A 3183-nucleotide genomic window follows, 5' to 3' on the forward strand; every position below is an offset into this window, starting at 1 on the left:
GACGTCGTCGACCCCGAGCTCGGCATCAACGTCGTCGACCTGGGCCTGGTCTACGGGATCAACATCCACGACGACAACACCGTGACCCTGGACATGACGCTGACCTCGGCGGCCTGCCCGCTGACGGACGTGATCGAGGACCAGACCCGCTCCGCCCTCACCGACGGCCCGGACGCCCTGGTCAACGACGTGACCATCAACTGGGTCTGGATGCCCCCCTGGGGCCCCGACAAGATCACCGACGACGGCCGCGACCAGCTCCGCGCCCTCGGCTTCAACGTCTGACCCACGGCTCCGGCCGTGCCAGGCGATGGATCTTCGGTCATGCCGGGCGATGAACATGCTGCCCTCAGGGAACACGGTGCCCGCAGGCGGAACCGTCGGAAGCGTCTGCTTCGCTACCGGCGGTTCCGCGGTTTCGTTTTTCCGTCAGGCCAGCAGGGCAGCGGGGGAGAAGCTGACCGGAAACGGCCTCTCCACCTTGCACGTCGCCGAGCCCTCGACCCGCGTGACCCGCTCGTACCGGCCTGCCGTCAGCTCGAAGACGGCGATCTCCGGGATATCCGGATCGATAATCCAGTATGACGGGATGCCGGATCCCTCGTACTCGTCGAACTTTTCCTTCCGGTCGTACCTACGTCCATATCGGGACAGGACCTCGACCACGAGGACCGGGATTTCGGCCTGGGCGTGCGGCATGACGACGATGTCGGGCTGGAGGACACGCCCACGCGGCAGAGCGACGTCGAAAGGGGCAGGAAGCGTCCGCGCGGTACCGGTCTGGGCGCCGACGAGAATGGCCAGCAGGTGCGCCACCACGAGCTGGTGGGTGAAGCCGGGGGACGGGCTCACCGCGATCGTCCCGTCAAGCAGCTCGTACCGCCTGCCGTCCTCGGGCGTCCGGCGCAGATCGTCCGCGGTGAAGCCGTCCGGGTGACGGGAGCGGAAGAAGGTAATCCCGTCGCGGGTCTCGACCGCGCCGATGCCGAACGGCCAGCGCCGCAGGTCGGCATCGGCGAGTGGTTCGTGCGGAAGACCGACGAACCGGGACCGCGCCCATGCCTCCTCGTCCGGGGGAGCTCCGTTCCCGGAGAACTCGGCCGGTGGGGACGTCGACGGATCATCTTTCACCATCACCCTGGTCATGCTGCCACTCCTCCGGACGTCGGGACAGCGTATTTGCTGTAAAGCATACGCCGAGAAGTAGCTGTCTTGATGCGATAAGTAGTCAATTTAGCTTTCTCATTGATGGCATCTATAGGTCGAGGTCGTCGGGCCTGCGTTCCAGAGTGCGGAAACGGCGCTTGACTTGAACCAAGGGTGAGGTTGTGAGCTTGGCCGCGGGGGATGTGTGCTCCGGGAACGTGAGCTGATCGGGAGGAGTCCTGTGCGCGCGGTGTGGTTGAAGGGGTTCGGCGGGCCGGAGGTGCTGGTCGCGGGCGACGCGCCGGACCTGGTGGCCGGGCCCGGGCAGGCACTGATCGAGGTGGCGTTCGCCAGCATCACTTTCGTGGAGACCCAGTTCCGGGCCACCGGCGCCGGACCGTACCCGGGCCAGGTGAAGCTGCCGATGATCCCGGGTAACGGCGTGGGTGGTGTGGTCACGGCGGTCGGCGCGGACGTCGACAAGGCCCTGGTCGGCAGGCGGGTGGTCAGCGCCACCGGCGGTTCCGGTGGTTATGCCGAACGCGCGGTGGTGGATGCCGGCGGCCTCGTCGAGGTTCCCGACAGTCTCGGTCTTGACAGTGCGGTGGCGCTGATGGCCGACGGGCGCACGGCGGTGATGCTGATCCGCGCGGCCGGGCTGCGCGGCGGGGAACGGGTTCTGGTCGAGGCGGCGGCCGGCGGCGTCGGCACGTTGCTCGTTCAGCTCGCACGGGCGGCCGGCGCCCGAGTCGTCGCGGCAGCCGGCGGGAGGCGCAAAATCGAACTGGCCCGTGAGCTGGGCGCCGAGGTGACGGTCGACTACCGGGAGCCCGGGTGGACCGAGCGCGTCCGAGAGGCCGTCGGCGGGGTGGACGTCGTCTTCGACGGAGTCGGCGGCACCATCGGCCGATCATCGTTCGACCTGCTCGACCGCGGCGGCCGAATGGTCGTTTTCGGTCTCGCGAGCGGCGCCTGGACGGACATCTCCGACGAGACCGCCGCGGATCGCGCGGTGACGCTGATACGCCCACGGCCGACGCCGGAGGAGCTACGCGAGTTCGTCGAAACCGCACTGGCGGAGGCGGCGGCCGGTCGCCTACGCCCAGTGATCGGCCAACGCTTCCCCCTGGAACGCGCAGCCGACGCACACACAGCCATCCAGTCCCGAGCCACCATCGGCAAGACCCTCCTGGAAGCGCGGTGACACACCCCTCGTTTCCAAGATCTGCCGCAGTGTCTTCACAGCGTTCAGCGCAGCACGCTCACGCTCAGCAGCACGCTCAAAGGAGAGCCGCCTACCCCCCAGCGCCAGGCCCTCCTCTCCCGGCCGCACATCTATCGGTATCTGGATCTTTCCTGTGGCAACATCTGATCCGAACCCACCGGGCACCCTCCCTACACCCCTACCCACTGGAGACCACCCGCCCCGAACACGCGATGGTGGGCAACCAGAGCGCGATCCTCTAAAATAAGGATCATGCCTGTGACCTGGGCCTCTGCACTACCGCCGGACCGCTGCAAACCCCCCCGCCACCCAGCCCAACAAACCCCCCGTGACCTGCACGTTTACCCTCGGGTCCGTGATCATCCCTGGAGGGATTGAAACGACCAACGCCTCATTATCAATGTTGTAGTCTTCCTGCGGTCCGTGATCATCCCTGGAGGGATTGAAACGGGGTGCGGAGCCACCATTTGCGGTTTGGCTCCAGGTCCGTGATCATCCCTGGAGGGATTGAAACACATGAACAAGTCACGCAGTTCACGCAGTCCCATCGTCCGTGATCATCCCTGGAGGGATTGAAACTCCGCCCCTGCCCTGTCCGCGCCGGCCGTTCCCGCGTCCGTGATCATCCCTGGAGGGATTGAAACACGAAGTCGCGGTAAGGCTCCATATCACTGGCAAGTCCGTGATCATCCCTGGAGGGATTGAAACTGAGCACGTCAAGCACAGTGATGTATAACAAGGCTTAATCCGTGGTGTCGGATGGGACTGGTTCTGATCGTCGGGTAGACCGTGGGTATGAGGTATGCGACTGA

General features: G+C 65.9%; 3 protein-coding genes and 1 CRISPR repeat array. Of the genes, 2 read left to right on the plus strand and 1 reads right to left on the minus strand.

Annotation, left to right across the window (positions count from 1 at the left end; genetic code table 11):
- The coding region (locus AC5LSR_RS18795) for a metal-sulfur cluster assembly factor (protein WP_493468742.1) at window positions 1-285 on the plus strand (285 nt) is incomplete at its 5' end.
- A gap of 144 nt (window positions 286-429) precedes the next feature.
- Here AC5LSR_RS18795 and AC5LSR_RS18800 read toward each other — a convergent pair.
- A complete protein-coding gene (locus AC5LSR_RS18800; RefSeq protein ID WP_250290707.1) occupies window positions 430-1146 on the minus strand; it encodes a Uma2 family endonuclease in 717 nt (238 codons plus the stop codon).
- A gap of 241 nt (window positions 1147-1387) precedes the next feature.
- On the opposite strand from AC5LSR_RS18800, the gene AC5LSR_RS18805 reads away from it, so the two are divergent.
- On the plus strand, window positions 1388-2350 hold the full coding sequence (locus AC5LSR_RS18805) for a zinc-binding dehydrogenase (RefSeq protein WP_250290709.1): 963 nt from the start codon (window positions 1388-1390) through the stop codon (window positions 2348-2350).
- 372 nt (window positions 2351-2722) lie between these two features.
- Window positions 2723-3079: a CRISPR direct-repeat array (repeat unit 30 nt; unit sequence GTCCGTGATCATCCCTGGAGGGATTGAAAC).
- The last annotated feature ends 104 nt before the right edge of the window (window positions 3080-3183 follow it).

The organism is Protofrankia sp. CiP1_Cm_nod4 (assembly GCF_982290645.1).